Origin of the sequence: Mesorhizobium sp. C395A (genome assembly GCF_030323205.1) — a bacterium.
Lineage (GTDB): Bacteria > Pseudomonadota > Alphaproteobacteria > Rhizobiales > Rhizobiaceae > Mesorhizobium.
Genome location: NZ_CP100473.1, coordinates 3,959,794 through 3,983,315, shown reverse-complemented (window position 1 = coordinate 3,983,315; position 23,522 = coordinate 3,959,794). Strand labels below are relative to the sequence as shown.

At 63.4% G+C, this 23,522-nt stretch carries 26 protein-coding genes; 11 read left to right on the top strand and 15 right to left on the bottom strand.

The window, feature by feature from the left end; genetic code table 11:
- Nucleotides 1-25 precede the first annotated feature (25 nt).
- On the bottom strand, nucleotides 26-172 hold the full coding sequence (locus tag NLY37_RS19435; RefSeq protein ID WP_023685332.1) for a hypothetical protein: 147 nt from the start codon (nucleotides 170-172) through the stop codon (nucleotides 26-28).
- Nucleotides 173-357: 185 nt separating this feature from the next.
- On the opposite strand from NLY37_RS19435, the gene ugpB reads away from it, so the two are divergent.
- From ugpB to NLY37_RS19415, 4 genes are all read left to right on the top strand, one after another.
- Nucleotides 358-1,668, top strand: a complete 1,311-nt coding sequence (gene ugpB, locus NLY37_RS19430; protein ID WP_023685331.1) for a sn-glycerol-3-phosphate ABC transporter substrate-binding protein UgpB — start codon at nucleotides 358-360, stop codon at nucleotides 1,666-1,668.
- 71 nt (nucleotides 1,669-1,739) lie between these two features.
- Nucleotides 1,740-2,624, top strand: a complete 885-nt coding sequence (ugpA, locus tag NLY37_RS19425; protein ID WP_023731064.1) for a sn-glycerol-3-phosphate ABC transporter permease UgpA — start codon at nucleotides 1,740-1,742, stop codon at nucleotides 2,622-2,624.
- Between the two features lie 9 nt (nucleotides 2,625-2,633).
- Nucleotides 2,634-3,482 carry a sn-glycerol-3-phosphate ABC transporter permease UgpE gene (gene ugpE / locus NLY37_RS19420; RefSeq protein ID WP_023694018.1) on the top strand — a complete coding sequence of 283 codons (849 nt, stop codon included), beginning with the start codon at nucleotides 2,634-2,636 and terminating at the stop codon, nucleotides 3,480-3,482.
- A gap of 7 nt (nucleotides 3,483-3,489) precedes the next feature.
- Entirely contained in the window at nucleotides 3,490-4,551 is a 1,062-nt protein-coding gene (locus NLY37_RS19415) for a sn-glycerol-3-phosphate import ATP-binding protein UgpC (protein WP_023742882.1), read from the top strand.
- Nucleotides 4,552-4,586: 35 nt separating this feature from the next.
- Here NLY37_RS19415 and NLY37_RS19410 read toward each other — a convergent pair whose 3' ends face one another.
- The 3 genes from NLY37_RS19410 to NLY37_RS19400 all read right to left on the bottom strand — a co-directional run bounded on the left by NLY37_RS19410 (nucleotide 4,587) and on the right by NLY37_RS19400 (nucleotide 8,399).
- Entirely contained in the window at nucleotides 4,587-5,669 is a 1,083-nt protein-coding gene (locus NLY37_RS19410) for an ABC transporter ATP-binding protein (RefSeq protein WP_023742881.1), read from the bottom strand.
- Nucleotides 5,666-7,237: an ABC transporter permease gene (locus tag NLY37_RS19405; RefSeq protein ID WP_023742880.1), complete on the bottom strand. Its 1,572-nt coding sequence runs from the start codon at nucleotides 7,235-7,237 to the stop codon at nucleotides 5,666-5,668. Before NLY37_RS19405 ends, NLY37_RS19410 begins: the two co-directional genes overlap by 4 nt.
- A gap of 154 nt (nucleotides 7,238-7,391) precedes the next feature.
- On the bottom strand, nucleotides 7,392-8,399 hold the full coding sequence (locus NLY37_RS19400) for an iron ABC transporter substrate-binding protein (protein ID WP_286440130.1): 1,008 nt from the start codon (nucleotides 8,397-8,399) through the stop codon (nucleotides 7,392-7,394).
- 204 nt (nucleotides 8,400-8,603) lie between these two features.
- Here NLY37_RS19400 and NLY37_RS19395 point away from each other — a divergent pair, with 204 nt between their 5' ends.
- From NLY37_RS19395 to NLY37_RS19385, 3 genes are all read left to right on the top strand, one after another.
- The gene (locus tag NLY37_RS19395) at nucleotides 8,604-9,155 is read left to right on the top strand and encodes a sigma-70 family RNA polymerase sigma factor (protein ID WP_023742878.1); all 552 of its coding nucleotides are present in this window, start codon (nucleotides 8,604-8,606) and stop codon (nucleotides 9,153-9,155) included.
- Between the two features lies 1 nt (nucleotide 9,156).
- Nucleotides 9,157-9,795, top strand: coding sequence for an NrsF family protein (locus NLY37_RS19390; RefSeq protein WP_286440129.1), 639 nt, complete (start codon nucleotides 9,157-9,159; stop codon nucleotides 9,793-9,795).
- A gap of 202 nt (nucleotides 9,796-9,997) precedes the next feature.
- Nucleotides 9,998-11,932 carry a PAS domain S-box protein gene (locus NLY37_RS19385; protein WP_050588462.1) on the top strand — a complete coding sequence of 645 codons (1,935 nt, stop codon included), beginning with the start codon at nucleotides 9,998-10,000 and terminating at the stop codon, nucleotides 11,930-11,932.
- Between the two features lie 27 nt (nucleotides 11,933-11,959).
- Here NLY37_RS19385 and NLY37_RS19380 read toward each other — a convergent pair whose 3' ends face one another.
- From NLY37_RS19380 to NLY37_RS19350, 7 genes are all read right to left on the bottom strand, one after another.
- Nucleotides 11,960-12,838 carry a 3-hydroxybutyryl-CoA dehydrogenase gene (locus tag NLY37_RS19380; protein WP_023671668.1) on the bottom strand — a complete coding sequence of 293 codons (879 nt, stop codon included), beginning with the start codon at nucleotides 12,836-12,838 and terminating at the stop codon, nucleotides 11,960-11,962.
- 120 nt (nucleotides 12,839-12,958) lie between these two features.
- Nucleotides 12,959-13,888, bottom strand: coding sequence for an electron transfer flavoprotein subunit alpha/FixB family protein (locus tag NLY37_RS19375; RefSeq protein ID WP_023742875.1), 930 nt, complete (start codon nucleotides 13,886-13,888; stop codon nucleotides 12,959-12,961).
- Nucleotides 13,889-13,907: 19 nt separating this feature from the next.
- Nucleotides 13,908-14,657 carry an electron transfer flavoprotein subunit beta/FixA family protein gene (locus NLY37_RS19370; protein WP_023685322.1) on the bottom strand — a complete coding sequence of 250 codons (750 nt, stop codon included), beginning with the start codon at nucleotides 14,655-14,657 and terminating at the stop codon, nucleotides 13,908-13,910.
- Between the two features lie 214 nt (nucleotides 14,658-14,871).
- Nucleotides 14,872-15,672: a rhomboid family intramembrane serine protease gene (locus NLY37_RS19365; protein WP_023742874.1), complete on the bottom strand. Its 801-nt coding sequence runs from the start codon at nucleotides 15,670-15,672 to the stop codon at nucleotides 14,872-14,874.
- Nucleotides 15,673-15,701: 29 nt separating this feature from the next.
- Nucleotides 15,702-16,283 carry a cob(I)yrinic acid a,c-diamide adenosyltransferase gene (locus NLY37_RS19360; RefSeq protein ID WP_023742873.1) on the bottom strand — a complete coding sequence of 194 codons (582 nt, stop codon included), beginning with the start codon at nucleotides 16,281-16,283 and terminating at the stop codon, nucleotides 15,702-15,704.
- Between the two features lie 19 nt (nucleotides 16,284-16,302).
- A complete protein-coding gene (locus NLY37_RS19355) occupies nucleotides 16,303-16,494 on the bottom strand; it encodes a twin transmembrane helix small protein (protein ID WP_023671673.1) in 192 nt (63 codons plus the stop codon).
- 24 nt (nucleotides 16,495-16,518) lie between these two features.
- A complete protein-coding gene (locus tag NLY37_RS19350) occupies nucleotides 16,519-17,385 on the bottom strand; it encodes an SDR family oxidoreductase (protein WP_084559024.1) in 867 nt (288 codons plus the stop codon).
- 60 nt (nucleotides 17,386-17,445) lie between these two features.
- Here NLY37_RS19350 and NLY37_RS19345 point away from each other — a divergent pair, with 60 nt between their 5' ends.
- Nucleotides 17,446-18,297: a YihY/virulence factor BrkB family protein gene (locus NLY37_RS19345; RefSeq protein WP_031246482.1), complete on the top strand. Its 852-nt coding sequence runs from the start codon at nucleotides 17,446-17,448 to the stop codon at nucleotides 18,295-18,297.
- On the opposite strand, the gene NLY37_RS19340 is transcribed toward NLY37_RS19345, so the two are convergent.
- Nucleotides 18,294-19,169, bottom strand: coding sequence for a DMT family transporter (locus NLY37_RS19340; protein ID WP_031193215.1), 876 nt, complete (start codon nucleotides 19,167-19,169; stop codon nucleotides 18,294-18,296). The two genes, NLY37_RS19345 and NLY37_RS19340, sit on opposite strands and share 4 nt — an antisense overlap.
- A 218-nt stretch (nucleotides 19,170-19,387) precedes the next feature.
- Between NLY37_RS19340 and NLY37_RS19335 the strand changes: the two genes are divergently transcribed.
- Complete coding sequence (locus NLY37_RS19335; RefSeq protein WP_023671677.1) at nucleotides 19,388-19,675, top strand: hypothetical protein; 288 nt, start codon at nucleotides 19,388-19,390, stop codon at nucleotides 19,673-19,675.
- Here NLY37_RS19335 and gluQRS read toward each other — a convergent pair whose 3' ends face one another.
- Complete coding sequence (gene gluQRS, locus NLY37_RS19330) at nucleotides 19,676-20,551, bottom strand: tRNA glutamyl-Q(34) synthetase GluQRS (protein ID WP_023685319.1); 876 nt, start codon at nucleotides 20,549-20,551, stop codon at nucleotides 19,676-19,678.
- A gap of 74 nt (nucleotides 20,552-20,625) precedes the next feature.
- On the opposite strand from gluQRS, the gene NLY37_RS19325 reads away from it, so the two are divergent.
- Both NLY37_RS19325 and NLY37_RS19320 read left to right on the top strand, forming a co-directional pair.
- Nucleotides 20,626-21,267, top strand: a complete 642-nt coding sequence (locus tag NLY37_RS19325; RefSeq protein ID WP_023685318.1) for a DNA-3-methyladenine glycosylase family protein — start codon at nucleotides 20,626-20,628, stop codon at nucleotides 21,265-21,267.
- Nucleotides 21,268-21,394: 127 nt separating this feature from the next.
- Nucleotides 21,395-21,952, top strand: coding sequence for an HNH endonuclease (locus NLY37_RS19320; RefSeq protein ID WP_008874122.1), 558 nt, complete (start codon nucleotides 21,395-21,397; stop codon nucleotides 21,950-21,952).
- Between the two features lie 265 nt (nucleotides 21,953-22,217).
- Here NLY37_RS19320 and NLY37_RS19315 read toward each other — a convergent pair whose 3' ends face one another.
- Both NLY37_RS19315 and NLY37_RS19310 read right to left on the bottom strand, forming a co-directional pair.
- Nucleotides 22,218-22,736: a disulfide bond formation protein B gene (locus tag NLY37_RS19315; protein ID WP_023714966.1), complete on the bottom strand. Its 519-nt coding sequence runs from the start codon at nucleotides 22,734-22,736 to the stop codon at nucleotides 22,218-22,220.
- 62 nt (nucleotides 22,737-22,798) lie between these two features.
- Nucleotides 22,799-23,383, bottom strand: coding sequence for a YqaA family protein (locus tag NLY37_RS19310; RefSeq protein WP_023685316.1), 585 nt, complete (start codon nucleotides 23,381-23,383; stop codon nucleotides 22,799-22,801).
- Nucleotides 23,384-23,522: the final 139 nt, after the last annotated feature.

The window sequence follows — 23,522 nt, the reverse complement described above, 5'->3', positions numbered from 1 at the left end:
ATCCTGTCTCATTCCAGACGCACGGTTACAGCAGCGCCTGGCGCGATGCCGCTCGGCCGATCTCGATCTGGCCGAGCGCCGGTTTGGCGGCCGCACGGTGCAGGTGCGTGGCGCTGTCACGCGGGCCCTTCACGCATCGCTGGGCGGTCGGCGATCCTTGCAGGCCCACCATGCCCCATTCTATCGCTGAGCCGGCTTGGCATTTCTCTCGGTCCTCGTTGCAAGGCGAGGGGGCGCGAAGTTAGCCGGGTATGAAATTCACGAAACAGCAACAAATCCGTTGTCCGATTGTCATCAGAGACACATATTGCGTTCGCGGGAGCGCCCCTTTCGCCAATGACAAACGGGAGATGAAACATGAAGTTGTTCGGCTTTGCGGCCGGTGTTGCCGCCACCTTGACCCTGCTTTCCACCACCTCCGCCTTCGCCGCCACCCAGATCAGTTGGTGGCATGCAATGACCGGCGCCAATGCCGAGGTGGTCGACAAGATCGCCAAGGATTTCAATGCCAGCCAGAGCGACTATGAAATTCTCCCTGTTTTCAAGGGCACCTATCCCGAAACGCTGAATGCCGGCATCGCTGCCTTTCGTGCGGGGCAAGCGCCCGACATCATCCAGGTGTTCGACGTGGGTACCGGCGTCATGATGGCCGCCGAAGGTGCGATCAAGCCGGTGGCCGATGTGCTGACCAGCGCCGGCGTGACCTTCGACAAGAGCCAGTATTTGCCCGGCATCGTCGGCTACTATTCGAAGCCGGACGGGACCATGCTGTCCTTCCCCTATAATTCCTCGTCGCCCATCCTCTACTATAACAAGGATATCTTCCAGAAGGCCGGGCTTGATGTGAACAATCCGCCAAAGACCTGGAACGAGGTGTGGGAAGCCGCCAAGAAGATCAAAGCGAGCGGCGCCGCTTCCTGCGGCTATACCTCGACGTGGTTGACCTGGATCCACCTTGAGGCCTTCGCTGCCTGGAACGACGTTTCCTATGGCACCAACCAGAACGGACTTGCCGGAACCGACGTCGAGCTCAAGATCAATGCGCCGATCTTCGTCAATCATTTCCAGGCGCTCGCCGACCTGGCCAAGGACGGCACCTTCAAATATGGCGGCCGTACATCCGAAGCCAAGCAGATCTTTCTTGCCGGAGAATGCGGCATCTTCACCGAATCGTCGGGGGGTCTCGGTGACATCGTCAAGTCGGGCATGAACTACGGCATCGGCCAGCTTCCCTATGATAGTGACGCCAAGGGCGCGCCCCAGAACACCACGCCGGGCGGCGCCAGCCTGTGGGTGTTCGGCAACAAATCGGACGAGGAATACAAGGGCGTCGCGGCGTTCTTCTCCTACCTGTCCAAGACCGAAGTGCAGGAGTATCTGCACCAGAAGTCGGGTTATCTGCCGGTGACGCTCGCTGCCTATGAGGCGACCAAGAAGTCCGGCTTCTATGACAAGAATCCGGGCCGTGAGACGCCGATCCTGCAGATGCTGGGCAAGGCGCCGACCGAGAACTCGAAGGGCGTGCGCCTCGTCAACCTGCCGCAGGTGCGCGACATCGAGAACGAGGAGTTCGAGAAGATGCTGGCCGGCCAGCAGACTGCGCAGCAGGCGCTCGACAACGCGGTCGCACGCGGCAACAAGGCGATTCAGGAAGCGATCGGAAACTGAAGCGATTTGTCAGTTGAACCTCGTCCACGCGGACCCGCGTGGACGATTTCCTGCACAGCGAGGGAACCACACTGTCTCCACGCGTCGTCTTTCCCAACAAGACCCTGCCTTATCTGCTGGTGGCGCCGCAACTCGCCATTACGCTGATCTTTTTCTACTGGCCGACGGGGCAGGCGCTCTACCAGTCGATGCTTAGGGAAGACCCGTTCGGGCTGAAGAGCAAGTTCGTCGGGCTCGCCAATTTTCGCAAGGTGCTGGCCGACCCGGCCTACCTCAACTCGATCAAAGTTACGCTGGTGTTCTCTCTGGCGACCGCGATCGTCGCCATGGGTGTGGCCCTGTTGCTTGCCGTCATGGCCGAGAAGGTGGTGCGCGGCAAAGGCCTTTATCGCACGCTGCTGATCTGGCCGTATGCGGTGGCGCCGGCGATTGCCGGCATGTTGTGGCTGTTTCTGTTCAACCCCTCGATCGGTTCGCTGGCCTACGCCTTGAGAGGTCTCGGCATTGCCTGGGATCCCTTGCTCAACGGAAACCAAGCCATGATCCTGCTGGTGTCTGCGGCTGCCTGGAAGCAGATCAGCTACAATTTCCTGTTCTTCGTCGCCGGGCTGCAGGCGGTGCCTAAGACGTTGATAGAGGCGGCGGCCATGGACGGCGCCGGGGAGACGAAGCGCTTCTGGACCATCGTTTTCCCGCTGCTCGCGCCGACGACCTTCTTCCTGCTGGTCGTCAACACGGTCTATGCGCTGTTCGACACTTTCGGTATCGTCCATGCGGTCACCGGCGGCGGGCCGGGCAAGGCCACCGAGACGCTGGTCTACAAGGTCTACAATGACGGTTTCGTCAATTTGATCCTCGGCGATTCGGCCGCGCAGTCGGTCATCCTGATGGTCATCGTCATCTCACTCACGGCCATCCAGTTCCGCTATGTGGAACGCAAAGTCCACTACGGTTGAGCGCGAGCGATGATTGGTCAGTCCCCGCTTCGCGCCCTCATCGCCCACGCCGTGCTCATCCTGGGCATCCTGATCGTCGCTTTCCCGATCTACTACACCTTCGTTGCCTCCACGCAGACGCTGCAGACCATCCTCAAGCCGCCATTGCCTCTTTTGCCCGGCGACCAGGTCTGGAACAATTACAGCGAGGCGCTGTTTGGCGGTGTCGGCCGCATCGGCGGCGTCAGTGTCGGCCGATTGCTGCTCAACACCACGATCATGGCGCTCGGCATTGCGGTGGGGAAGATTTTCATCTCGATCCTTTCCGCCTATGCGATCGTGTTCTTCCGTTTTCCGCTTCGGATGGTCTTCTTCTGGCTGATCTTCATCACCCTGATGCTTCCCGTCGAGGTGCGCATCCTGCCGACCTACAAGGTGATGGTCGATCTCGGCATGATCGACACCTATGCGGGCCTGATCATTCCGCTGATCGCCTCGGCCACCGCCACGCTTCTGTTTCGCCAGTTCTTCATGACCATTCCAGGTGAGTTGGTGGAAGCGGCGCGTGTCGACGGCGCCGGGCCATGGCGCTTTTTTTTCGACATCCTGTTGCCGCTGTCGCGCACCAACATCGCAGCACTGTTCGTCATCCTCTTCATCTATGGCTGGACGCAGTACCTGTGGCCGCTGCTCGTCACCAACAGCAACGACATGAACACCATCGTCATCGCACTTAGAAAGATGGTTTCCTTCGCCGATGCCGATACCCAATGGCATCTGGTCATGGTCACCGCGATGCTGGCCATACTGCCGCCGATCCTGATCGTGGTGCTGATGCAACGCTGGTTCGTGCGCGGACTGGTCGATACCGAAAAGTGAGAAGCTGATGGCGACCGTCGATCTGAAGGATGTGAAGAAAGTCTATCCCGGCGGCGTCGAGGCGGTGAGGGGTGTCTCGATCGCCATTCCCGACAAGGAGCTTTGCGTGCTGGTTGGGCCGTCCGGCTGCGGCAAGTCCACGCTGCTGCGGATGATCGCCGGGCTTGAGACCATTTCTTCCGGCACCGTCGCCATCGACGGCAAGATCGTCAACACGATCGGTCCGACCGAGCGCGACATCGCCATGGTGTTCCAGAACTATGCGCTCTATCCGCATATGAAGGTCTACGACAACATGGCCTACGGGTTGCGCAACCGGGGTACTCCCAAGGACGAGATCGACAGCAGGGTTCGCTCGACCGCCAAGGTCCTGGAACTCACGGCGCTGCTCGACCGGCGCCCACGCGAGCTTTCCGGCGGCCAGCGCCAGCGCGTGGCCATGGGTCGCGCAATCGTGCGCAATCCGAAAGTCTTTCTGTTCGACGAACCGCTTTCCAACCTGGACGCCAAACTGCGCGGCCAGATGCGGGTCGAAATCAAGAATTTGCAGCGCTCGCTCGGTGTCACCTCGGTCTACGTTACCCATGACCAGCTTGAGGCGATGACGCTGGCCGATATTCTCGTCGTCATGAATGGCGGATTGGTCGAGCAGACGGGCGCGCCGCTCGACATCTACGAGAAGCCAGCCTCGACCTTCGTCGCTTCCTTCATCGGCGCACCGCCGATGAACCTTCTGCCTCTTTCGCAAGGACCGGCTGGTCCGGCGCTGACCGACGGCAAGACGGTTGACTTCGCGCCTACGAACGCCGCCACGCTTGGCTTCCGCCCTGAGGATGCCGACGTCACCTTCAGTGCTGAGGCATCATCCGGCGCGCTTATTCTGCCTGCGGCGGTCGAGGCGGTCGAACCTGTGGGAGCCGAAAGCTTTCTTCACTGTGCCGCCGGCGGCAACCGCATCGTCGTGCGTGTGGCCGGCCGCGCCACGGCCAAACCCGGCGATCAACTGCGCGTCGTGGCCAGGGCCGAGAAGCTGCATTGGTTCGACAATGCTGGGAAACGAGTCGATTGACGCAGCCGCTCGCGCCAATCCGACGCATCGGCAGTTCAGGCGAAGACATGCGCCTTGCCGGAGACGGTCAGGCGCACGATCTCGCCGACGGAAGGCGCGTCGATACCCGGTTTGCGCAGGATCAGCGGCGTGCTGCCGATCGCCGCGGCGTCGGGCGGATCGGGGTTGTTCAACAACCGCACCGCAATGGTGCACATCGAGCCGGCGAATTCCGAGTCCGTCACCTCGGCGAAGATCGTGCCCGCAGGACCCGACATGCCTTCGCGCGACGTGCGCTTTACCTGCACCTGCTCCGGTCGCAGCATGATGCGGGCGATGTCGCGCCGCTCCTTCGAGTCGACGGCGATGCGGCCGAGCGAGGAGGTGGCGAAGCCGCCTGAAATCTTTGCCGGCAAGATGATGGCGTCGCCAAGAAACTCGGCGACCATGCGGTCCTTCGGCTGCATATAGAGCTCACGCGGCGTGCCGACCTGCGAGAACTTTCCGTCGCGCATCACCGCGACCTGGCTGGCGAAGGACAGCGCCTCGGCCTGGTCGTGGGTGACCAGGATGGTGGTGATGCCGGCCGCTTCGAGCAGTTCGGCCACGGCCTTGCGCATCGAGGCGCGCAGCCCCGTGTCGAGCGCCGAGAACGGCTCGTCGAGCAACATCAGCCTGGGCTTCATCGCCATGGCGCGCGCCAGCGCCACACGCTGCTGCTGGCCGCCGGAAAGCTGATGCGGACGGCGTTTGAGGATCGCCTTGTCGAGCCCAACGGTATAGGCGAGCTCGGCGATGCGCTCGGCGCGCTGGTCCTCGCCGCGGGCCATGCCGAAGCCGATATTGTCGGCGATGCTGAGATGCGGGAACAGGGCGCCGTCCTGCGCCACCAGGCCGATGCCGCGGCGATACGCGGGCACCGCATGGCCGCCATTGGCCAGCACTTCGCCGTCGAGCACGACGCGGCCCTGGTCCGGCGCCTCGAAGCCGGCGATCAGCCGCAGCAAGGTGGTCTTGCCGCAGCCGGACGGGCCGACGATGGCGGTGCGACTGCCGCTGGCGGCGCTGAGGTCGACCCCGGCAAGGGCGGCCACCGGACCATACTGCTTGGTAAGGCCGCTGATTTCGAGAAAGCTCATCGCCCGGCCATCCGTTTCGACTGGACATAGAGCAGCCAGGTCAGCGGCAGCGACATCGCCACCATGATGAAGGCGTAAGGGGCGGCCGACGCATAGTCGATCTCGCCGCTATAGGACCAGAACGCCATGGCCAGCGTGCGCGTGCCGTTGGGCGCCAGCATCTGGGTGGCGGTCAGCTCGTTCATGATGCCGAGCGCGACCAGCGCCATGCCAGCCGCCGCGCCCGGCGCCGACAGGCGGATCGTTGTCGACCACAGCGCTTTCAGCGGAGGCCGGCCAAGGCTGGCGGCGGCACGTTCGAGCTCGACCGGCGCCTGTGCGATCGAGGCCCTGAGGCTGATCAAGGCGCGCGGCAGGAACATCAGGGCATAGGCGACCAGGATTGTGAACAGCGTCTGGTAGAACGGCATGGCGATGCGCACGGTAATGGTGACCAAAGCCAGCGCGATGACCACGCCGGGCAGCGAACCGACAATGTAGTTGCAGCCTTCGAGCAGCCGCTGCAGCGGCCCCGGCGCGCGGATCGAGATCCAGGCCATCGGCATGGCGGCGATGGTTGCAAGCAGGGCGCCGGCCAGCGCCAGGAACAGCGTCTGGCCCAGCGCCAGGCCGATCTCGTCCAAACGCCAGACATCGGCGCCGCCGGCGACCAGCCAGCGGCCGATGGTGACGAAGGGCACGCCGATGGCGAGCAGCGTGGTGACGGCAGGCAGAGCCAGGCAAGCCAGCGTGGCGCGCCCGAGCCTCGAGCGCTGCCGGTGGCGCGCCGCGCCTGAGCCGACGCGGGCATAGCGCTCTTCGCCGCGCACCAGCACCTCCAGAGCGAGCAGCACGAAGCAGCATGTCACCAGGACGCCGGCCAGCATGTTGGCGGCGGGGCCGTTGAAGGTCGACTGGAACTGGTCGACGATCGCGGTGGTGAAAGTGTCGAAGCGGATGAAGACATAGAGGCCATATTCGGCAAGCAGATGAAGTCCAACCAGCAGCGCACCGCCGCAAATGGCGAGCCTGAGCTGCGGCAGCACGACGCGCCAAAACACGCGCCATGGTCCGAGGCCAAGCGCTGCGGCCGCATCTTCCAGGGCGGGATCCAGCCGGCGCAATGCGGCCGCTAGTGGCAAATAGAGGAATGGGAAATAGGCAAGGACCGACACCAGCAAGCCGGCCCATAGGCCATGCAGTCCCGGCACCAGGGTAATCCAGGCATAGGAGTGCACGAAGGCGGGGATGGCAAGCGGCGCTACCGACAGCCAGGCCCAAAGGCGGGCGCCTGGCAGGTCGCTGCGCTCGGTCAGCCATGCCAGCGTCACCGACAGCACGGTGGCGATCGGCACGGTGAGCGCCACCAGAAGCACGGTGTTGACCAGGAGTTCGCCGACGCGCGGCCGGAAGACCAGGGCCGAAGCAGTGTCCCAGCCGATCTGCACACCGATCCAGATGATGAACGCGAGCGGCAGCAGCGACAGCAGCGAGACGATTATGGCGGCAAGCGCGATCCAGGACATGGGCTGCCGGCGGGACCGCCTGACTGTCTGGCCTGAACGTGCGAGATCGACCGCAGATTGCATCAGCTCGACCGCGCCACTGCTGCCGGAGCGGGGGCGCCGCAGGGGCGGCCGGAAACGCAATATGTCGTCATGGACGAAGCCATCCCGAAAACAGAGCGCTCCTGCGGAAAGCCTCGCAGGAGCGCAAACGTTGCCCTTTTAGGACGAACGCGGACTAAAGCAAGCCGGCTGCCGTCATCAGGTCGGTCACCTTTTTGGAGTTCAGTGTCGCCGGATCGACCTTCGGCGCCTGCAGGTCGGCCAGCGGCACCAGCTTGGGATTGGACCGCGCGTCCTTGCCGATAGCGTATTCGAAGGACGTGCCGGTCTTCAGCACGTCCTGGCCGCCTTTGCCGGTCACCCATTTGAGGAACGCCTGGGCTTCCTTCGGGTGTTTGCTCGAGGCGAGCACGCCGCCGCCGGAGATGGAGACGAAAGCGCCGGGATCCTGGTTCTTGAAATAATGCAGTTCGACGTTCTTGCTGTTTTCGCCGGTCTTTGCCTGATCGCCGAAATAGTAATAGTGGTAGATGATTCCGCCTTCGATCTCGCCGGCATTGACCGCCTTCATCACCGTGCCGTTGCCCTTGTAGGCGGTGAAATTCTCCTTCATGGCCTTCAGCCAGTCGGCGGTTGCGGCTTCGCCCTTGAGCTCGAGCAGCGCGCTGACGATGGCCTGAAAATCGGCGCCGGAAGGCGAGGCTGCCCAGCGGCCTTTCCAGGCGGGATCGGCGAGATCGAGCATCGATTTGGGCAGCTTTTCGGCCGTGAGCTTGGTCTTATTGTAGGCAAAGACGGTGCTGCGCGCCGCGACATCCACCCATTTGCCGCTGCTCGGCTGGAATTCGGCCGGGACTTGCGCCAGCGTGTCGGCGTCGACCGGCGCGAAAAGGCCCGCCGCTTCGACCAGAGTCATGGCCGGTGAGTTCTCGGTCAGGAACACGTCGGCCGGCGAAGAAGCGCCCTCGGCGACGATCTGGTTGGAGAAATCGCTGTCGCCGCCATTGCGCAGCGTGACCTTGATGCCGGTTTCCTTTGTGAAACCTTCGACCCATTCCTTGGCCAGGCTCTCATGCTGGGCGTTGTAGACGATGATGCCGGCATCCGCGGCCATCGCCGGCCCGGCGATCATGCTCACGGCCAGCGCTGTGGCCCCCGCTAGGGTGGAGAGCGTGTATCTCATGGCGTCATCCTCAATCTCGGTGGTTCTGGTTTCGCAGGCTGCACCTACCGATACCTGACAGCAGTAGTCAACATTGCTTGGCTGCTTCAATCGGTCGCCGCTCCCGCAAACTTTCGTGATTTTGCGGCACTTTGGCTTGGACATCATTTCGCCGGACACGTAACAAATCGGTGCCGAGGCGCGAAGATCGGGGAGTGAACTCTTGTGAGCGGCAAGGATGAGGCCGAGCTTTCCCGGCTGATGCGGGCCGCGATCGCGGGAGATGAAAGGGCCTACGCCGACTTTTTGCACCGGATCGCCGCGCTGGTTCGCGGCTTTGCGAGGCGCAAGATCGTACAGGGCGGGGTCGATCCCGAGGATGTCGTGCAGGAAACCTTGCTGGCCATTCATGTGAAACGGCATACCTGGCGCCAGGACGCGCCGGTGTTGCCGTGGATTTATGCGATCGCCCGGTTCAAGCTGATCGATGCCTTCCGGCGGCGCGGACGGCGCATCGAAATCGAGATCGACGAGATCGCCGAGACCTTTGCCGAGCCGGAAGCCGAGACCGTCAGCGAACGCGACATCAACCGGGCGCTGGAAGGACTGCCGCCTGCGCAGCGTTCCGTCGTTTCTTCGATCTCGGTCGACGGCCGCTCCATCGGCGAGACGGCGGCCAGGCTCGGCGTCAGCGAGGCGGCAGTGCGGGTGTCGCTGCATCGCGGGCTTGCGGCGATCGCTAAGCGATTTGGGCAGGGGCGCTTCGGGCGGCAGTGACATGAGGACCGAGGATCTCATCAAGGCACTCGACGCCGACACAAGCAACAGGGCGATGCCGCTGCGCTCGGCCTGGTGGATGGCGGCGGCAGCCGCGGCGGTGATCGCAGCTCTGGTCTTCTTTCTCACCATCGGCCCGCGTCCCGACATCATGACCGCCATGCACACGATGCGGTTCCTGGCGAAGTTCGTGTTCACCATCGTGCTCGCCGTCACCGCCTTTGGCCTGGTCCGTGCGTTGTCGACGCCGGGCGCTTCGACTGCGAGAGCCGCGGCCTGGATGCTGGCGGCGCCGCTGCTGGTGGCCGTGGCGGTGGCTCTCGAACTGTTCATGGTGCCGGAGCCGATGTGGAGCACGCGCATGGTCGGCTCCAACATGATGATCTGCATGGGCTTCATCCCGCTGATCGGCATCGGCCCGCTTGCCGTCTTCCTGTGGATGCTGCGCTATGGCGCGCCGACGCGGCCGGTGTTGGCCGGGGCGGTCGCGGGACTGCTCGCCGGCGGCCTGGCGGCGACCTTCTACGCCGCGCACTGCTTCGACGATTCGCCGCTTTTCGTCGCCACCTGGTACACGCTCGCCATCGCCGTCCTCGCCGGTCTGGGCGCGCTCGGGGGACGGTTCTTCGTGCGCTGGTGACCGGGCCGTCCAAGATCGCCCAATAATCACCGATCCTTAATCATGCCGGGAATTGTTTGCGGGTTCACCGTGTTGCCGGTGGCTCCGGCGCAACCTTTCCTTAAAATCGATCATCCAGTGTTTTTTGCAGAAATGTGTTGCGCATGGGGTGGCATGCACAGTGATGCGACGAGAGCGAAAAAGCCTGCGGGCTGACAGTCACGTGGCTTTGGTGCTTGCGGCCGGAGGGCTTTGCGCTGCCGTGGTCGCGCTCCTGCTGTCGCGGCTCGATGTCAGCGCCGAAGTGCTGAAACTCTGCCTGCAGATATCGGTGCCGGTCGCCGCCGTTGCGCTGATTCTCGCCGCCCTGTTCATTTACCGGATACTGGACGACCGCCGGCAGATCGCCGAAAGCGAGCAGCGTTTCCGCCGCGCCATGGAGGATTCGGCGATCGGCATCGCCATTGTCGGCCTCGACGGCCGCATCCATGAAACCAACCCGGCCTTCGCCGCCATGCTCGGCTATAGCAAGCAGGAGATCGAGGCGCTGACCTTCTTCCAGATCACCCATCCCGACGATGTGCAGATCGGCCGTGAGACGATGGACGGCATGCGGGCGGGCACCGTCAACGCCTTCCACTTCGAAAAGCGCTACCTCAGGAAGGACGGCACGCCGGTATGGGCCCATCTTGCCGGTTCCGTCATTCGCGACGAGAAGAGCGGGAGCCCGCTCTACCTGGTCTCCCAGATCGAGGATATCGATGCGCGCAAGCAATCCGAGGCGCGCATAGCCGAAGCCGAAACGCGCTGGAATTTTGCCCTGGCCAGCGCCGGACAAGGCGTCTGGGATCTTGATATGCGGAAGGGCGGCACCACCTACTCCGCCACCTGGGTGAAGATGCTGGGCTATGCCGATGGCGAACTGGACGGCGACCCCGACCGCTGGCTGGCGATGATCCACCCCGACGATCGCGAAAACGTCGCCGAAGCCGATCGTGCCCATCTGGAGGGCAGGACACCGTTCTTCGAAGCCGAGTTCCGGATGCGCCACAAGGATGGCCACTGGGTCTGGATCCTCGACCGCGGCAAGACGCTCGAACGCGACAAGGACGGACGGCTGGTCAGGGCCATCGGCAGCCTGACCGACATCACCCAGCGCAAGCAAACCGAGGAAAGCCTCATCGTATCGGCGGCAATGCTGGCCGACGAGAAGGAGCGGCTGAGGGTGACGCTGCAGTCGATCGGCGACGCCGTCATCTGCACCGATGCCGCCAACCGCATCACCTTCATGAACCCGGTCGCCGAAAAGCTCACCGGCGTTGTTGGCGCGGAGGCGCTCGGCAAGACGCTTGGCCATGTCTACTGGGCGGTGGACGAAGAAACCGGGCAAAGGATCGGCATGACGCGGCCGGCGCTCGGCAGCGCCAGCCCTGTCGACCAGAACAGTCGCGCCGTCCTCATCCGTCGCGACGACACACGCTGCAGCATCCGCCAGGTGGTGTCGCCGATCATGAACGACCGCCAGGAGTTCTGCGGTCTTGTCATTGTCTTCCAGGACTTCACCGATGCGCGCGCCTTGCAGCGCCAGCTCGCCTATGCCGCCGCGCATGATGCGCTGACTGGCCTTGCCAACCGTTCGAGCTTTATCCGCACCATGGAGGAACTGGTCGACCGGAGCCGCAAGGCCGGCACAGCCAGGCCGGCGGGCGAACATCATTTCATGTTCATCGATCTAGACCATTTCAAGCTGGTCAACGACACTGGCGGGCACGCCGCCGGCGACGCCTTGCTGAAGCGGGTTGCCGAGGCCATTCGCGGTGCGCTTGGGCCGGAGGATATCGTGGCCCGCCTCGGCGGCGACGAATTCGCGGTCATCCTGAAAGCCGGGTCGAGCGCCGGCGCCAGGATTGCCGCACGCTCGGTCATCGACGCCATCCGCGGCCTGCAGTTCAGCTGGGACGGCCGGCCGCATGCGATCGATGCCAGCATCGGGCTGGCGCCAATCCACAGCAACAGCGGTGAAGTCGACGAGATCATCGCCCGGGCCGATGCTGCCTGCTATGCGGCCAAGGGCGCCGGCCGCGGCTGTGTTTCCGTGGCGCCTGACGATACCGGGTCAAGAGGCCAAGCAGGGCCGCCGCTTGCAGCGGCGTCCTGAGGGAGCACGGAACTTTCGTTCTGGTGGTTAGCGCGTCGGAACCGGATGCTCGCCGCGATAATCGTAGAAGCCGCGCCCGGTCTTGCGGCCGAGCCAGCCGGCCTCGACATATTTCACCAGCAGCGGGCAGGGGCGATATTTCGAATCCGACAGGCCGTCATGCAGCACCTGCATAATCGACAGGCAGGTGTCGAGGCCGATGAAATCGGCGAGCTGCAGCGGTCCCATCGGATGGTTGGCGCCGAGCCGCATGGCGGTGTCGATGGCATCGACCGAGCCGACCCCCTCATAGAGCGTGTAGATCGCCTCGTTGATCATCGGCAACAGAATGCGGTTGACGATGAAGGCCGGAAAATCTTCAGAGACGGTGATGGTCTTGTCGAGCTGTTTCACATAGGCCTTGGCCGCCTCGAAGGTCTGATCCTCGGTAGCGATGCCGCGCACCAGTTCGACCAGCTTCATCAGCGGCACGGGGTTCATGAAATGTATGCCGATGAAACGCTCGGGACGGTCGGTCTGCGCGGCAAGCCGGGTGATCGAAATCGACGAGGTGTTGGTCGCCAGAATGGCTTCCGGGTTGAGCTGGGGACAGAGCTGCGCGTAAATCTTGCGCTTGACCGTCTCGTCCTCGGTCGCCGCCTCGATCACCAGATCGGCACCGGCGAGATCAGCCATGGTGGGGGCTGCGGAAATGCGCGCCATCGCTTCGTTACGCAGCTTTTCCTCAAGCTTGCCGGAGCCGACCTGGCGGGCCATGTTGCCGCTGACCGTGGCAATGCCCTTCTCGATACGGTCGGGCGAGACGTCGTAGATCAGCACCTTGAAACCCGAAAGTGCTGATACATGCGCGATGCCGCCGCCCATCTGGCCGGCGCCGATGATGCCGATCGTCTCGATCTTGGCCATTTGCAGCGATCCCGTCGAAAAGGCCTTTGCGGCCTGCTTTTTGTGCAGTGCAAACTAAAAGGGTGGGGCAGCTTCGTCTACCCCACCCTTTCACAATTTAATACGCTTTGGCAGAAAGCGTCAAAGCGCCTTTTGCAGTTCCGGCAGGATGACGAACAGGTCGCCGACCAGGCCGTAATCGGCAACCTGGAAGATCGGCGCCTCTTCGTCCTTGTTGATGGCGACGATGACCTTCGAATCCTTCATGCCGGCAAGGTGCTGGATGGCGCCGGAAATGCCGACGGCAATATAGAGGTCAGGCGCCACGACCTTGCCCGTCTGGCCGACCTGCCAGTCGTTCGGGGCGTAGCCGGCGTCGACGGCAGCGCGCGAGGCGCCGACGGCTGCACCGAGCTTGTCGGCGACCGGCAGAATGACCTCCTGGAACTTTTCCGAGGAACCGAGCGCGCGACCGCCCGAAATGATGATCTTGGCCGAGGTCAGCTCCGGACGGTCCGTCTCCGACAGCCTGTTCTCGACGAAGGTGGACAGGCCCGGATTGGACGCTGCCTGGATCGTCTCGACCGCGGCCGAACCGCCTTCGGGCGCGCCCTGGAAGGAAGCGGTCCGCACGGTGATCACCTTCTTGGCGTCGCTCGACTGCACCGTCTGGATGGCGTTGCCGGCATAGATCGGACGCTTGAAGGTATCGGGCGAAATCACTTCGATGATTTCCGACACCTGCGCGACATCGAGCAGGGCCGCGACGCGCGGCGCGACGTTCTTGCCCGACGAGGTCGCCGGCGCGATTATGGTGTCGTAGGCGCCGGCCAGTGAGACAACGAGTGCGGCGAGCGGTTCGGCGAGGCGCTCGGCCAGTTCGTCGGCCTCGGCCAGCAGCACCTTGCTCACGCCCTTGAGCTTGGCGGCGGCGTCGGCAGCGCCTTTGGCGCCTTTGCCGGCAACCAGAACATGCACGTCCGAACCGATCTGCAGCGCCGCCGAGAGCGCCTTGGCGGTCTGGTCAGAAAGGCTGGCGTTGTCGTGTTCTGCGATGAGGAGAATGGTCATTTATCTGTTCCTTCCAGTCTCAGAGCACGCCGGCTTCGTTCTTCAGCTTGTCGACCAGTTCGGCGACGCTGTTGACCTTCACGCCCGCCTTGCGGCCGCTGGGCTCCTCGGTCTTGAGCACCTTCAGGCGCGGCTTGACGTCGGCGCCGTAATCGGCCGGGCTCTTTTCGTCGAGCGGCTTCTTCTTGGCCTTCATGATGTTGGGCAGCGAGGCATAGCGCGGCTGGTTGAGGCGAAGATCGGCGGTGATGATCGCCGGCATCTTCAGTTCCACCGTCTGCAGGCCGCCGTCGACTTCGCGCGTCACCTTGGCCTTGTCGCCGTCGATCACGACCTTGGAGGCGAAAGTGCCCTGTGCCCAGCCGAGCAGGGCGGCCAGCATCTGGCCGGTCTGGTTCGAGTCATCATCGATCGCCTGCTTGCCGAGGATCACGAGACCGGGCTGTTCGGCGTCAACGACGCCCTTCAGCACCTTGGCGACGCCGAGCGGCTCGGTCTGCTCGTCGGTCTTGACCAGGATGGCGCGGTCGGCGCCCATGGCGAGCGCGGTGCGGAGCGTTTCCTGCGCCTGCTGCGGGCCGACCGAAACGACGATGATCTCTTCGGCCTTGCCGGCTTCCTTCAGCCGGAGCGCCTCTTCCACCGCGATCTCGTCGAACGGGTTCATCGCCATCTTGACGTTGGCGAGTTCCACCGCCGAACCATCGGCCTTGACGCGAACCTTGACGTTCGCATCCACAACCCGCTTCACGGGCACAAGGATCTTCATTGTCTGTCACCTCTCCTGAGATATCCGGGCGCGCTATAGCAGCGTGCGCCTCCGCAGAGTTGTCGAAAGCCGACATTCCTGACTGAATTGCGGCCAAACGGAATCCTGGCCGGACGAATTCTGGTCTTCTGCCGCCTAGCGGTGGCGCTCTCCGTAGTTGTGGCGACGCAACACGTCAATATGCCACGGCAGCGGCCAAACCACCCAAATCGGTTCACTTGTGACCGGAAGCGCCACCCCGGCCCCAACGCGTCTCAGGTTGCACGGGAGCGGGACCGGCTGGCGCCGGGCCAGTAGAAGCGGCTGGCTGATCGGCGGGTTCCGGCTCGCCGTCGTCACCGGCGAGCAGCGGCACGCCGCGGCTGCGCATGATGAGCACCAGCACGCCACCGGCAATGATGCCGCCAATATGGCAGGCCCAGGATATCTGGTTTTCGCCGCCGGCGGCAAACATCACCACTTGGAAGCCGATCCACAGGATCAGCGGGATGAAGGCCGGGATACGCAGCGGAATGCGGGCAAAGACCAGCACCCACACTTTCACCCGGGGGTAGAGGACCAGATAGGCGGCGACGACGCCGGCAATGGCGCCGGAGGCGCCGATCAGCGGCACCTCTGAACTCCAGGCGACGAGCCCCTGGAAGAAGGCGCCGGCGATGGCGCAAAGCAGGTAGAAGATGAGGTAGCGGATGTGGCCGAGTGCGTCCTCGACATTATCGCCGAACACCCACAGGAACAGCATATTGCCGCCGAGATGAAAGATATCGGCATGCAGGAAGGCATAGGTGAGGTAACTCAGGCTCTCCGGAATGACGACGAATTGGGGCGAGAGTTCTGCCGTGTCGTGGACAACCGAAGGAATGAAGCCGAAGCCGAGCACGGCTGCGTTGTTGAAATTTTCGCCGCCGATCGTGGTGATGAGAAAGACCAACACGTTGGCCGCGATCAGGCCGATCGTCACATATTGCAGCCGGATGTGGCGCAACCTGTTGGAGTCGTAAAGCGGGATGAACATGCCCCAAGCCCTTTCCCGCCTTCGAAAATTCAGCGGTTCTTGCCGGGCACCCATAACACGTCGGCATTTCCGTTGTCATTGACCGCACGAGCGGCGACGAACAGAAAGTCCGAGACGCGGTTTATGTATTTCAGCCCCTCGCGATTGACATGTTCGGCCGGGTCCTGCGCCAGCGCCACCATGATCCGCTCGGCCCGTCGCGCCACGGTGCGGGCAAGATGAAGTGCTGCCGCCGCCGGCGTGCCGCCATTGAGCACGAAGGATTTGAGCGGCTGCAGATCCTTGTTGAGATGGTCGATATCCTTTTCGACGCGGTCGGTCTGCGAGGCGATGATGCGCAGCGGCTCGTAGCCAAGCGGCTTGCCGTCGTCGGGCACGGCGAGATCGGCGCCGAGGTCGAACAAATCGTTCTGGATGCGGGACAGCATGGCGTCGATGGCGGGATAACTTGCCGCTGTGTGCAGGCGGGCGATGCCGATGCAGGCATTGGCTTCATCGACGGTGCCGTACGCATCGACGCGCAGGTCGGATTTCAGCCTGCGTTCACCGGTGCCGAGGCCAGTGGTGCCGTCATCGCCGGTGCGGGTGTAGATCTTGTTGAGCTTGACCACGTCGCCTCCCGAACGGCCGTCACTTGCGGGTGAAGTACACCACCAGCAGGATCAGTGCCAACGCCAGCGCCTGCAACAGCACACGCGCCTGCATCAGCTTGTTCGAGCTCACACCGGAGCCGCCGCGCATCATGTTGATGAGGCCGCGGACAAGCACGATCACCACGGCGACCATGACGAGGACGAGGAGGACTTTGATGACGGTTGCCATGATCTGTTCCCAGTTCTGTTGCGGTCAGGCGCGTCTGGCCAGAACGCGGTAGAGCATCGATGCCGGCAGGATGCGCTTGAGCATCACGCCAATCCTGGCCGGCACTGTTACCACATAGTGCGGGCGCGGGCGCCGCGACAGAAGTGCATGGCGCAAGGCCGCATAGACCACCTCCGGCCCCTTTTTCAGCCGCGATGAGCTGCCGCCGGCCCGAAGCCGCGCCAGCTGCGTGGCATAGGCGAGGTGGTGGACGGAATTCTCGTGGTCGATGTTCTTCAGGAACCAGAACAGCCCGTTGCTGGCGATTTTCGAGGTCACCGGCCCCGGTTCGATCAGCGAGACATGGATGCCGCTGCCCCTGAGTTCCTGCTGCATGCACAGCATCAGGCCTTCGAGCGCGTGCTTGGAGGCTGAGTAGGCGCCGCGAAAAGGCACCGGCGCTAGCCCAAGGATCGAGGAACAATGAACGAGGCGGCCATGTCCCTGGCGACGCATTACCGGTACGATGCGTCGGGTGAGGTCGTGCCAGCCGAAGAAATTGGCCTCGAACTGCTCGCGCAATGCCGCAACCGGCAGGTCTTCCACGGCGCCGGGCTGTGCATGGGCGCCGTTGTTGAACAGGGCGTCGAGGCGTCCGCCTGTCCGCTCCAGCACCGATGCCGCAAGTGCTGCGATGGAATCCGGCTCACGGTAGTCGAGATAAAAGGCCTCGATGCCGTCGGCTTCAAGTGCGGCTATGTCATCCGGCTTGCGCGCCGTTGCAAACACGCGCCAGCCATCCGCCTTCAGTGCACGGGCGCAGTGGGCGCCTATCCCGGACGAGGCGCCGGTGACGATGATGGTGCGCAACTCTTTGGCAGGCGGCATCGTGGTTTGAGCAAGGGTTGCCATTTGCCACAATCCCTTCCCATATTCGCGGCGTCGAGACAATCGAAGGGAACGCGGCTCTTGATGCGGAATGTCGTCGTGCTGCGCCGCGTGCTCTATGACGCGCTTGGCCATTTCAACACCGATGACGGCTGGGCCATGGCCAGCCATCTGGCGATCACTTCGCTCATGGCGCTGTTCCCGTTCCTGATCTTCGCCACCACGCTGGCGAGCTTCCTCGGTGCGCAGGCGTTCGCCGATACTGCCGTGCACCTGGTCTTCGACACCTGGCCCGAACAGATCGCCAAGCCTATCGCGCGCGAGGTGCTCAACGTGCTGACCGTGCGGCGCACCGATCTTTTGACCTACGGCGTGCTTCTGGCGGCCTATTTCGCCTCCAACGGCATCGAGGCGCTGCGCACCTCGCTCAACCGCGCCTACCGCGTCGCCGAAACGCGCGGCATCATCTACCGCCGGGTGCAGAGCATTTTCTTCGTGCTGATCGCGACGGCCGGTTTCCTGGCGATCAGCGTGCTCCTGGTCTTTGCGCCTCTGCTGGCGCGGCTGGCGGAAGCTCATTTCGAGTGGATCAAACCCTATACGGGCACGATCACGCTGTGGCGCTACGTCATCGCCTCAACCGTCATCATTGGTGGCTTGTTTGCCGTCCACTACTGGCTGCCGGCGGGCAAGCGCCGCTTTGTCTCGCTGGTGCCTGGCATCATCTTCACTCTGGCTGCGTGGCTTGTCGGCTCGACCATGTTCGCGACCTATCTCGATCACTTCTCGTCCTATGTGACGACCTATGCGGGGCTTGCCTCGATCATGATCGCCGTGGTTTTCCTCTATATGCTGTCGGCAATCTTCATCCTCGGCGGCGAACTCAACGCCGCGATCAGCCGCTTTCTCGAAGCGCGCGCACGTGTCGGCAGCTAGGTTTTGGCTGGCCGAGCCGTGGCCAGCCCGACGCCGAGCGTCGCGATTGCCATGCCGACGATCTGCACGAGGCTGAGCCGTTCGCCGAACAGCGCCCAGGCGATGACAGCGGTGACGACCGGCACCAGGTAGAACAGCGACGCGACCTTCGACATCTCGCCGTCGCGGATCATCACCATCAGCAAGAAGATGGCGCCGATCGACAGCACCAGGACCAGCCAGGCCATGGCGAAGATCAGTTCGCCGTTGATGATCACCGTGTGGGTCTCAAGGGCCAGCGAAGCCAGGATCATCAGCGAGCCGCCGCCGATATATTGCCACATCGTCGCCGCCACCAGGTCGCCACCCGAGGCATAGCGCTTCTGCCAGATGGTCCCGGCGCTCATGCCCAGCACCGAGACCAGCGACGCCGACAGGGTTTCGGGCGTAACGCCGCCGCCGAGAGCGCCGAGCTTCGGCCACAGCACGATGATCACCCCCACAAGGCCGACGGCAAGGCCGGCCCAGTGGCGCGGCAGGATGGCCTCGCCGAGGAACCGGCCGGCAAGCACGGCCGTGATCAGCGGTTGCAGGCCGACGATCAGCGCCGAAAGCCCGGCGGGCATGCCCCTGTGGATCGCCCAGAACACCGCGCCGAGATAGATGCCATGCATGAGGATGCCAGAGACCGTGGCGTGAAGCGCTTCTACCCTTGTGGCTCGCTTCGAGCCAAGCACGAGCATCAGGCCGGCGAGCAGCAAGGCGGCGATGACAAAGCGGGCGGCCAGAAAGGTGAAGGGCTCCGCCCAGGGCATGGCGTAGCGCGCGCCTATGAAACCTGTCGCCCACAGGACGACAAACGAGGCGGGGATGAACCGCTTGAGACTGTGCATTTCGGGGAAGCCGTTTCCGGTGGAGAGGTCCGATTCGGTGAAGAGACAAATACGGCAATTGCTCTAATGCGGTTCAATCCGGCAAGCAAAGTGAAACAATTGGTACATAAGCTCATCCTGATGTAGGAGGTGGCCGAATTCAAAGGGCGGCGTCAGGGCAATCGACTTCTGTCGATCGATCCGGCGACATGGCGTTTCGGCTTCGACAGGGAGCGCGCATGCTGTTGCATCTCGATACAAGCTGGCTGTTGATGACGGTGGCCAGTGTGGCCGTGTTCGGCTTCTTCTTCGGCTCAGCGCTCGACGCCATCATGCAGGAGGACGGTTTTGGGTCGACCGGCAACACGCTGCTGTTCACGCTCGGCTTTTTCGCCGCGGTCATGGCCGCGAACGAACATGGCATCGTCCTGAGAGATCTGAAGCTCGCGGTTGCCTGGGGACTGGGCGGCGCCTTCGCGTTTATCGGCGCGTTGGCGCTGCTCAAGGCGGGGCTGGCCCGGCTTTAGTCATAGCCCGACCAGCCGCCTGACATCGTCCGGCGACATGCCTGCCTGCCTCAGCGCGGCAAGGCCGGTATCAGCAAAACTCTTCGACAGTTTGCGCCCATCCGGTCCGAGTATGAGACGGTGGTGGAAATACTGCGGCTGGCCGAGGCCGAGCAATTCCTGCAGCAGGCGCTGGATGCCGGTCGCGGAATAGAGGTCGCGGCCACGCACGACATGGCTCACACCTTGCAGGGCGTCGTCGACGACGACGGCCAGGTGATAGCTGGTCGGTATGTCGCGGCGCGCCAGAATGACGTCGCCCCAGTCCTGCGGACGCGCCTCGACGCGCTGCGTCGCCGAAAGCGTCTCGTTGGTGAATTCGCGCCAGGACAAATCCGTGCCGACGCGCGCCAGCGCCGCCTTAACGTCGAGGCGCCAGGCGAAGGGCGCATTTTCGGCGATGCGGCGGTTGCGTTCGCTGATCGGCAGCGCCTTGTCGGCGCCGGGATAAAGCGGCACGCCGTCCGGGTCGCGCGGCCAGTCGCGGCCGCGTTTTTCACTGTCGGCGATGAAGGCCCTGATCTCGCCACGGCTCATAAAGGCAGGGTAGACGAGGTCTTCGCGGACCAGCCGGTCGAGCACGGCCTGATAGTCGGAGAAATGCTCGGCCTGGCGCCGCACCGGCTGTTCCCATTCGAGACCTAACCATTCGAGGTCGCGAAAGATGCCAGCCTCGAATTCAGGCGTGCAGCGGATCGTGTCGATGTCCTCGATGCGCAGCAGCAGGCGGCCGCCGGCCGCACGCGCCAGTTGCTGGTTGAGCAGTGCCGAATAGGCATGGCCGAGATGCAGTTCGCCATTCGGGCTCGGCGCGAAGCGGAATGTCAGGAGCGTCATCTCACAAGCGGCAATCGGGTTGTGCAGCGGTTTTGCCAATTGCTACCGTGAGGTCGGTTCAGGAACAAGAAAACATGCAACGCATCGCGACACTGGACGATATTGCGCGCGGGCTGGATGCGCTTTGCGCAATCGATCCGCGCCTGGAAAAGGTGCGCGGCATGGCCGGCGAGGTGCCGCTGCGGCTGTCGGAGCCCGGCTTTCGAAGCCTGGCCTCCATTATCGTTTCGCAACAAGTATCCCGTGCGAGCGCCGATGCCATTTTCGGCCGGCTGGTGAAACTGGTCGATCCGCTAACGCCGCAGGCGATCCTTGCCGCCGGCGAGGACATGTTTCGTGAGGCTGGGCTGTCGCGGCCGAAGCAGCGCGGTCTGATCGCGGTTGCGCAGGCCGTGGTTGAGGGGCTCGACCTGCATCACCTCTGTTCGCTCGACGCCGAAGAGGCGATCGCGGCTATGATCGCGGTGCCGGGCATCGGCCCGTGGACGGCGGAAGTCTATCTCCTGTTTGCCGCCGGCCACCCCGATATTTTCCCCGCGCGCGACGTCGCGCTGCAGAGCGCGGTTGGCCACGCGCTCGGCATCGAGCCGCGTCCGCCGGAGAAAACGCTGATCGCCCTGGCCGAATCATGGAGCCCGTGGCGAGGTGTCGCATCGCGGCTTTTCTGGTCCTATTATCGCGAAACCAGGGGCCGGGACGCAGCACCTCCGGCCTGAAACCGTAAAAAAGCATGAAAATCCTGCATTTTTGCCGCTTTTGGCTGATGACAATCCGCTTCACATCCCTGTCATGTCGGGCTTACAGTATCCGCGCCGATCGGTTCTAGAACGAGGAGGTCAACAAGTGACGGTTGCCGTATCTCCGGATGGGCTTCCTGCGCTGGTGCTGAATGCGGATTACCGTCCGCTCAGCTATTACCCCTTGTCGCTCTGGTCCTGGCAGGACGCCATCAAGGCGGTGTTCCTCGACCGGGTCAACATCGTCGCCGAATACGAGCATGCGGTGTCTTCGCCGACCTTTTCGATGAAGCTGCCCAGCGTCGTCAGCCTGAAGGCCTATGTGAAGCCGTCGAGGCACCCGGCATTCACCCGCTTCAACGTGTTCCTGCGCGACCGCTTCCAGTGCCAGTATTGCGGCACGCCCGAGGATCTGACCTTCGACCACGTCATCCCGCGCCATCGCGGCGGGGCGACGACGTGGGAGAATGTCGTGGCCGCCTGTTCACCCTGCAATCTGAGGAAGGGTGGCATGATGCCGGCGCACGCCAAGATGTGGCCGCTGCAGAAGCCCTACCAGCCGACCGTGCACGACCTGCACAACAATGGCCGGCTGTTCCCGCCCAACCATCTGCATGAAAGCTGGATGGATTATCTCTACTGGGATGTGGAGTTGGAGCCGTAGGGATTGGCCCGATCGGCCTTGCCAGGGCAATCGCCGATGTCAGGTGCTGCCCCTCATCCGGCTGCGCCACCTTCTCCCCGTATTGTGACGGGGAGAAGGGAATTGGCTGCAAATCTGGCGCCCTTCTTTCAGCGTTCGGGATTGGCGAAACCATTGATGACTGCGTCTTTCTCCCCGTCACTACACGGGGAGAAATGCCCGGCAGGGCAATGAGGGGCGGTGCCAACATTTAGAGACTGGCCGCATGGCGCGACCTCGCACTTGATTAGTCGCGCGCCAGCGCGCCGCGGAAGGCGATGGCGGCGAGGATGAAGCTGGCTATGGCGTTCCACCCGGCCAGCGACAGGCCGAGGATACGAAGGGCTGCCTTGTCGCACGATGGCGGCACGAATTTGTCGAGCGCGTCGAGCACGCCCTTGCCGCCGGTGTCGACCGGGCCGGCGCCGGCCGTGCAATCGGCCGGGCCCTGCCACCAGGCCCATTCGACGCCCGAATGATAGACGCCGAGATAGAGCCCGTAGAGCATCAGCAGGCCGCCGACGGCAAGCAGGCCGCGCGTCAGCCATGCGGGTGCGCTGAACATCGAGGCGATCACCGCCAGCAGCATCAGCGGGGCGCCGATATAATAGGGCGTGCGCTGCTCCAGGCAGAGATGGCAGGGGATGTAGCCGCCTATGTGCTGGAAGGCGAGCGCGGAGCCGACCGTGGCGGCCATGGCGACGGCGAGAAACAAAGCGGTGCGCGTCCGCTGGCGTCCGGTATCGGCTGTCATCGTGGCTGTCATGTTTCGTCCGTTGAATTCGCCGTCCGCCGGCATAGTCCTGACCCACCGCCCGCCTTGGGCGGTTAGAAGGCGTATTTGACGACGATATAGAGCAAAATCAGGGCGGCGGCGCCGGCGCCGACGATCAATCCCAAACGCTTCTCGATGAATTCCTTGATCTCCTCGCCATAGCGGCGCAGCAGCCAGGCAAGAAGCAGGAAACGAGCGCCACGCGCCAGGATGGCGGAGACGATGAAGACGACAAGATTGACGTGGAGGGCGCCTGCCAGAATGGTGACCACCTTGATCGGCGGCAGGTGGGCGGCACCCGATGTGACGAGCAGCACCAGCATCAGCCCGGTGCCGGCCGACTGCCACCTCTCGAACGCGTCAAGGCCGCCAAAGTGCTCCAGCATCGGCCGTGCTATCGTGTCGTAGGCATAGTAGCCGATCAGCCAGCCGGCAATGCCGCCCAGCACGGACGCAACGGTGGCGGTCAGCGCGTACCGATAGGCGCGTTCGGGCCGCGCCAACGCCATGGGCAGGTACAAGACGTCGGCAGGTATGAAAAACACCGAGCTTTCGACGAAGGCGATGAAGGCCAGCCACCATTCGGCGGATTTGCGGGCCGCCAGCGACAAGGTCCAGTCGTAAAGTCCGCGAAGCATCGGCTCTCCTGGATGCAGGTTGCCCAGACGCAACGCGCTTTGATGCGCATCTGTCTAGAAAGATTTTCCGCGCCGCACAATGGCAGGAGCGTCATGAAACAGAAAGGCGGGCTTTTGCCGCAAGCAGGGCACGGCGGCG